This is a genomic window from Accumulibacter sp. (assembly GCF_029255125.1).
Classification (GTDB): Bacteria; Pseudomonadota; Gammaproteobacteria; order Burkholderiales; family Rhodocyclaceae; genus Accumulibacter.
The window spans coordinates 1-6149 of sequence record NZ_JAPUVR010000013.1; the positions used below are offsets into that span (position 1 = coordinate 1).

At 68.0% G+C, this 6149-nt stretch carries 2 protein-coding genes and 1 pseudogene; all 3 read left to right on the plus strand.

Going from position 1 to position 6149, the window contains the following annotated elements; all coding sequences use genetic code 11:
* Positions 1-181: 181 nt before the first annotated feature.
* The gene (locus Q1L59_RS00505) at positions 182-2545 is read left to right on the plus strand and encodes a toll/interleukin-1 receptor domain-containing protein (RefSeq protein WP_288126088.1); all 2364 of its coding nucleotides are present in this window, start codon (positions 182-184) and stop codon (positions 2543-2545) included.
* Positions 2535-3542 (plus strand): MoxR family ATPase, encoded by a 1008-nt coding sequence (locus Q1L59_RS00510; protein ID WP_288126089.1) that lies wholly within the window; start codon positions 2535-2537, stop codon positions 3540-3542. The genes Q1L59_RS00505 and Q1L59_RS00510 overlap by 11 nt, the downstream gene beginning before the upstream one ends.
* Positions 3543-3545: 3 nt before the next feature.
* Positions 3546-6149 (plus strand): annotated as a pseudogene (locus Q1L59_RS00515) (hypothetical protein); the annotation flags it as partial.

Genomic DNA, 6149 nt, shown 5'->3' on the forward strand with positions numbered 1-6149 from the left:
GCGAGAAGACGGAGCATTTGCGTTCTGCGCAGAGGCTCCGGCAAGGTGTCGGTGCTGCCGGAGGGGCTGACTTGCTTCAACACTGTCCATAGACACCAGCGTATGGGCAGTCGACACGGGAATTGCCTGCTATGCTTTAGCCGACAGGGAAAACCAGCGACTTATCCGGGAGAATTTGCCGATGGGCAGCCAGATCTTCATCAGCTACAGCCACGCGGACAAGGACAGCTACGGTGGCCAGGACTTCATCGCCGAGCTTCTGCAGGCGCTGAGAACGGTCCCCGGCATTCGGGATCGACTCTGGATCGACGAGCAAGGCATCGAGGTCGGCGACCGGTTCGACGACAAGATACAGAAAGCCATGGCGGATTCGGCCATCGCGATCCTGCTCGTCAGCAACCATTTTCTGAACTCCGACTACGTCACTCGACGCGAGCTGCCCTTCCTGCTGCGCCGTACTAAATGCCAGGGACTGAAACTCGGCATCCTGTACCTCGGTGCCGTCCCCGACGAGGCCTTGTCGTCCGAACGAGTCGACCACGACGGCAAGCCTTACCGGCTCGAACTGCTCAGGACCCTCGGCTTCAACCACCCGACGAAGCCGCTGAGCGCGATTGAGAGCCGGAGTAAACGCGATCTCCTCTATCGCAAGGTCGTCACATGGGCTGACCGGCAGTTGCACCCGGTATCGCCGCCGGTGCATCCGGCCAGCGGGCCGCGCCCCGAACTGGCGATCTTCCTCGAAGCTCGCCGGGACCACTGGCAACACCAGTTCTGCATGGGCACGCATGCCAGTCCGATCAGGCCCCGACTCGATTGCCCGGCCCCCGCGATGGTCATCGGTGACGATCTCGACGGCGAGTTCCTGTTCAAGCTGCTGTTCGGCAGCGACCCCGCGACCTTCGGTGATCTCTTCGCACTGGCATTCGCGACCAACGGTGCCGCCGAACCGACGCTTGGACCCCTGCGCGTGCACCTGCTCACGGCCAGCGGGCAACTGCATCGTTTGCCCTGGAGCACCCTCGCCTACAAGGGCCGCGCGCTCAGCCAGGTCGGCTGGACCATCGAGTTCCACACGCCGGGCGAGCCGGAGTTTCCGGACCATCCACGCCATCGCTGCCACTTCCCCGGCCGGCTGCTGCTGGCGACTTCCGCGCAACGCCGACAGGCCGCCCACTTCGATGACCTGCGGCGCTTCTTTCAACGCCATTGGCCGCAGAATCCCGAGCCGGCGCTGGCTGCCGATGCCGACGCCTTGCGCGGCGCGCTGCGAGTGGGTTCGACACGGCTGGTGTACTACTACGGGCCGGCCTCGCGCGATGGCCTGTTGTTGCAGGATGCGGCCGACGGCGGGTGGGTGTCCTGGTCGGAGCTGGCCCAATGGTTGCGGGAATCCCGCTCCGTCTCGCTGCTCTTTCTCAACCTCGTGAATGAAGCGGGCGACGAGGCGCTCGCGCACGGGCCACTCCTGCTCGACACCGTCAAGGGCGCCGTGCTCTTTCAATGCAACCCGCGGGCCGCCGCCCACGACGCCGCCAGGGCCGGCCTGGCCTGGCTGGACGCGGTATTCTCGCGCCGGATCGATCCGGTGGTCGCCCTGCACCACCACGGTTGCGGACACATCAGCGCCTGGACTCGCTACTCGACCTGGGAGACGGTCGAGCCGGCGCGTCTGCAGAACCCGGACCTGGTCAATCTGCTGCTCGATCGCAGACAGCAGCGCGACACCTTGGCAGGCGCCAGGGATGATTTCTATACCGACGCCGTGCGCCGGATTCACCACGTCGTGGCGCTCGGCACACCCGGTTGCCGAACCCGCGATTTCCCGCCGATGATCCAGCAACACCTGGTCCGCAACCAGCGCGAAGGCGAGGCCTACTACTACCAGTCGGTCGATTTGACTCCCGGCATCGACGATGTACAAGGCGTGGACGATCGGGTACGCCGCCGTTTCCGCCTCACCCCCCGCCAGGCCTTGCTCGACAGTCTGCTCGACCGGGAAGCGCTGGCCGGAACCGCCTTCTGCTTCCTGGTCCTTGGCTGGCAAGCCGGCGAAGCCGCCGGCGATGCCGCCCGCTTGTTGCCGGCCGTCGCCGAGTGGTGCAGCAAACGACTGGCGGCCGAACTCGGCTCGGGCGGGTGGCAAGCCAAGGTCCGCGTAATCTCGATCGTCGCCCTGGAAGCCGAACGAACCGACGAACTTGTGAACATGGTCGACGACTTGATCGAAGTGTATGACGCGGACCGGTGCTTCCACTTCGCCCGACTCGAACGCCTGGCCGCCGTACTCCGCTCGGACCTGCGCAGCTATTTTCGCAACGAGACCCTCTGTGCTTGCCACGACCGCTACCGGGAAGAGTTTCCTGAATTGCTGCTCGGCAAGCGCAAGGAAATGCCGTTCGACGAGGCGGTCAGCACCATCCGCCGCGGCGAACCCGACAACTGGGGCAACCTGTACGACGAACTGAAGGACCTTTCCGCTACCGGCGCCTGGCCGCCGCCGCATTACGACGCCAATTTCTGGAGCCGACGCGATGCCCGCTGACGATCTACCTTTCTTGCCGTTCGAGCTGATCGAGCAGCCGCCGGCGCCCCCTGCGACCCACGACGCCACCGCCAGACGACGACTCCTGGCGCGCCGCCGACCGCCGCCCTTCCTCGGCAGCCACCACCAGGCGGCCATGCGTTACCGGCCTTCCGACGACCTGCTGCTGGCGCTCAACATGGCGCTGCATACCGGCAGTCCGCTGCTCCTGACCGGCGAGCCCGGCACTGGCAAGACGCAGGCGGCGGACTTCGTCAGTGCGTATTTCGTCATCCCGATCTTCAAGTTCCTGGTCAAATCGACCTCCACCGCGCAAGATCTGATGTACGAGTTCGATGCCGTCGGCTATCTGCACTGGGCGCAGTCGGAGCGCCGCTCGGCAGATGCGCGGCTGGGCGGCGCGAGGGCCAGTACCAAAGAAGCCGTCGCCGTGCGGCAAGGCTTTCTGCACAAGCGGGCGCTTTGGCAGGCCTATGAAACCGACGGCGACGCGGTGGTCCTGATCGACGAGATCGACAAGGCCTCGCGCGACTTCCCCAACGATCTGCTGCACGAACTCGACCAGCACAGCTTTCCGCATCCCTTCGACCACCGGCAGTGGATCGCGCCATGCACCGGGCGGCGGCCGCTGGTGATCGTCACCAGCAACGACGAACGCCGCCTGCCCGATGCCTTTCTGCGCCGCTGCATCTTCCATCGCATCGAACTCGACGAAGATCTCGTCAAAGCCGCCGTTGAAAGCATGGCCGGCGCCGACGGCAGCGGCTTCCCCCATCTCGACGCGGACGCGCGCGCCGCGGCCCGCCGGCGCTTCTGGCAGTTGCGCGAGATACCGGGGCTGGACAAGAAACCCTCGACGGCCGAGCTGCTCACCTGGTTGAGCATCCTCAGTGCCCAGCGCGTCGACGCGCAAACCCTGGACGGCTGCCGGCTTGCCGATCTGCCGGCTCTCGGCGCCCTGATCAAGGACGCCGGCGACCTCGCCCGGTTGCGTTGAGCGATGCCGCAGGACGGGCGCGACCGCCTCGCCGAACTCGGCGACTTCCTGGCGGCCTTGCGCCACAACGGCGTGCCGGTGGGACCGGGCGAAATCGAACGCCTGCGCCACCTCTTCACGCGCCAGCCGCGCCTCGACCATGCAGGCCTGAAAGCGCTGCTGGCGGCGCTGCTGGTGAAAACCCCGGCGCAACGCGAAACCTTCGAAGGGCTTTTCGCCGCCTGGTGCCCTGACCAAGAGGCCGACTGGCCGGAGCCGGAACAGACCGCAGCGTCCTCATCGACGCCGCCGCCCGCCACTGACGACGGTGCCCGATCGCCGTTCGAGCCGCCCCCAAAAACGCCGCCACCTGACCGGATCAGGCGACTCCTCTTCGCCAGTGTCGGGCTGCTGCTCGTCGCCTGCTTGATCTGGTCGTTGTGGCCGCCCCAAACAGTGCCTCAAGAGGCTGAGACGCTGCCGGTCGTGCCGGCTGCCTTTGGACCGAACCAACCGAACCAGGACCCGGACCTCCCCGATCAGCCCGTCAAGGCCTTCTGGAGCTGGCGTATCGACGATGTTGCACCCGCATCGATCCGCCTGCCGAACCGGCTCGGTCCGCTCGCTTTGACGCTGCTCGGCGCGATCGCGCTGGCGCTGGCGCTGTTCTTGTGCCGGCACTACCGGCAACGCTTCCCGATCATCCAGGCCACCCCACAAGCCTACCGAGGCTTCGGCTGGCAACCGCTGCCGCCGCCGGCGCGCGACGACGGCGCGCTGATCGACGCGCGCGCGCGCCGCCAGCTCGTATGGAACATCGAACGCTTCGTCGCCGACGATCCCACGCGCCGCCTGGATCTGCCGAGAACGGTCGAGCACAGCGCCCGTGCCGCTGGCTTCGTGCGCTTCTGCTTCCAGCATGCCGTCTACGAGCGTGCCATCTGGTTCTGGCTCGACCGCCACCTCGAGCGACCCACCCCGAGGGAAATCGCCGCGCAGTTGGCCGCCACGCTGCGCGCCGCCGGGCTGGAAGCGCGGCAAGGCTTCTTTACCGACGCCCCTGGGCGCGTCGACTGGCCTGGCCAGCCCGCCTGCCGGCCGGTCGCCGAAGAGGGACACGGCCGGCAGGCGCAGGTCGCGATCTTCTCCGACGGCGCCGGCCTGCGCCGCCAGCTCGAACACCCACTCCATCGCGACGAGACGCGCCGCCTCCTCGTTTCCTTGCAACACTGGCCGCGACTCTGTTTCGTCGACTGTTCGCCGGACGGCGAACAGCTTGCCGCGCTGTTCGCGGCGCGGCGTCTGCGCCTCGAAGTCGTTCCCCTGCCCCGACTGGCAGACTGGCTCGGCGCCGTCGCCTGCGAAGAAGCGCCCCGCGCGCCGGCGGCCGATGGCCTGTTTGGCGCCACCCGCCAATGGGCCGCCGCCGTCGCGCTCGGCGGCGCCGAGGCCGATGCCGCCACGGCGCAGACCTTGCGCGCCGTCCTCGACCTGCCGGCCAGCCCCTGGGAAGTCGACCGGATTCTCGCTGCCAGTACTCAGCCCGAAGACCGCCGGCGCCTGATCAACTGGCTCCTGCGCAGCGAGCCGCGCGACGACGAGCATCAACTGCGCCGCGACAGTCTGGCGCGCCGCGCGCTGGCGTGGTGGCAGGAGCGCCATGTCGAGGCTGACCAGCAGAAGCGGGCACAGGAAAACCCCTTGCTGCCCTGGACGAACTCGCTCGCGAGCCGGCGCTGGCAGGTCGAGCACGCCTTGCTGCGCTTGTACACCGATACCGAAGCGGCCGCCGTTCGCCTGACGGAACTCGCCGACGAGGAATTGCGCGCCGAGATCGCCCACCGCCTCGGCGAATTCGCCGCCGCCGATCACCGGCCGGCCGACCGCGACGACGACGGCGCGCGCGTCTATCTGACCTGGCGCTTCGCCGACCAGCCCGCCACGACGCGCCACCAGTTGCGCCAACTGGGCTTTGCCGCCGGCCTCTACACCGGCGCACCACCACCCCTGCTCGCCGCGCCGCGTCTGGTGCTGGCGACGACCCTGCTCGGCACGCTGGCGCTCGCCGCTTTCGCGGTCGCGATCCATCGCTGGGTGGCCGGCGACGTACCGCGCCTGCTGGTAAGCGATGCCGTCCAGAATCACCCCACGCTGGCGGCGCAGACGCTGCGCGTCATCGAAGCGGCCGGGGCGAACGCTTACCAGCTCACGCTCGGCAGCCCGCGCGCGAGCGTCACGCTACCGACCATTCCCGCCGGCGCCGAGATAGCCGTGAACTGGCGCTGGGCGGCGGATGGCAACCCGGTGCAATTCCCTGGCAGCGACAGTTTCCTGTTGCGCGCCGGCGTGCTGGCGGAGCCGATCCGTGCCTGCGGCAAGGGCTGGCTACAGCGCTCGCTCGCCGTCGTCGCCGCTCCCTACAGCGATCCCGCCGCCCGGCAACTGGCGATTCGGCTGCTCGACAAGGGCAGTGCCGATCAGGTGCTCGTCGGCGTCGACTGGCACGAGCATCTCAATGCGTGGCGCGGGCCGAGTCGGGCGCTGAACCGGAACACGCAGGTGTTGGTGATCCTGCCGCCGGGGCGGGACGCGAACGCCGCCGCCGGCGTGCTGGCCGATCATCCGGGA

Bases quoted from the DNA above. Each gene is read 5' to 3' on its own strand.
- Q1L59_RS00505 (WP_288126088.1), top strand. From the start codon at position 182: ATGGGCAGCCAGATCTTCATCAGCTACAGCCACGCGGACAAGGACAGC.
- Q1L59_RS00510 (WP_288126089.1), top strand. From the start codon at position 2,535: ATGCCCGCTGACGATCTACCTTTCTTGCCGTTCGAGCTGATCGAGCAG.